This is a genomic window from Actinomycetospora sp. (genome assembly GCF_055612215.1).
Genome location: NZ_JBVPVA010000692.1, coordinates 1 through 1,354 on the forward strand (window position 1 = coordinate 1; position 1,354 = coordinate 1,354).

Annotated in this window: 1 protein-coding gene and 1 pseudogene; one reads left to right on the forward strand and one right to left on the reverse strand. The window is 76.4% G+C overall.

Annotated features, from left to right (window positions below):
* Positions 1 to 1,153 (forward strand): AAA family ATPase (locus AC0CYZ_RS18935; RefSeq protein ID WP_472218119.1); only part of this gene is annotated, 1,153 nt, incomplete at its 5' end.
* A gap of 15 nt (positions 1,154 to 1,168) precedes the next feature.
* Here AC0CYZ_RS18935 and AC0CYZ_RS18940 read toward each other — a convergent pair.
* Positions 1,169 to 1,354: pseudogene (locus AC0CYZ_RS18940) on the reverse strand (LytR C-terminal domain-containing protein); the annotation flags it as partial.

The window sequence follows — 1,354 nt, forward strand, 5'->3', positions numbered from 1 at the left end:
CGCGCAGGGCCCGGAGTCGGTCGACCCGCGGCTGCGCGCCCCCGACCTCGTCGACCGGGAGCTCGGGCTCGCCCCGCCCGACGATCGCGACCGCGCCGAGCTGCTGCGGGTGCTGCTGCGCGAGGTGCCGCTGGCCGGGGATGTCGACCTCGGGGTGATCGGCCTGCGTACCCCCGGCTTCGTCGCCGCCGACCTGGTCGCGCTGCGGCGCGAGGCCGCCGTCCGAGCTGCGCTGCGGGGCCCGGGCGCCGAGGACGGCGAACTGCGGCTCTGCCAGGACGACCTGCTCGAGGCGGTGACCTCGGTGCGGCCGGTGGCGCTGTCGTCCTCGGGGTCGCAGACGCTGCACTCGGGCGGGCTGACCCTCGACGACGTCGGCGACATGGTCGAGACCAAGCAGGCCCTCACCGAGACCGTGCTGTGGCCGCTGAGCTACCCCGACTCGTTCGCGCGCCTCGGGGTCGACCCGCCCCGCGGGGTGCTGCTCTACGGGCCGCCCGGCGGCGGGAAGACGTTCCTGATGCGGGCCCTGGCCGGCACCGGACGGCTCAACGTGTTCGTCGTCAAGGGCGCGGAGCTGCTCGACAAGTACGTCGGGGAGTCCGAGCGGGCGGTGCGCGAGCTGTTCCGGCGCGCGGCGGACGCGGCGCCGGCGCTGGTGTTCCTCGACGAGGTCGACGCGCTGGCGCCCCGGCGCGGCGGCTCGACCGACGCCGGGGTGGCCGACCGGGTGGTGGCCGCGCTGCTGACCGAGCTCGACGGGGCGGAACCGCTGCGCGACGTCGTGGTGCTGGGCGCGACGAACCGGCCCGACCTCATCGACCCGGCGCTGCTGCGGCCCGGCCGGCTGGAGCGCCAGATCTACGTCCCGCCGCCCGACGCCGAGGCGCGCACGGAGATCCTGCGCGCGGCGTCGAAGGCGACCCCGCTGGCCCCGGACGTCGACCTGGCGGCGCTGGCGGCGGAGCTCGACGGCTACTCGGCCGCGGACTGCTCGGCGCTGGTCCGCGAGGCGGCCCTGACCGCGATGCGGATCTCGTTGGACTCCACCGAGGTCACCGCGGCGCAGTTCGAGGCGGCCCGGAAGGTCGTGCGGCCGTCGTTGGACCCTCGGCAGCTGGCGGACCTGGAGGCGTACGCGTCGCGGGGATGACGGGTCCCCGAGGTGTCAGGAGCCCTTCTGCGCCGTCTGGCCCCAGTTGTTCGTCGCGATGACGATGACGCCGGGCGAGGCGCCCGCGATCCCGGGGAAGCGGGGCTCGGAGCGGAGGCCGAACTGCGCGGCGACGGCGTCGGCCGCGCCCTGCTCGTCGGTCCCGGGCCGGTAGTAGGCGGTGCTCACCGGCACGACGCC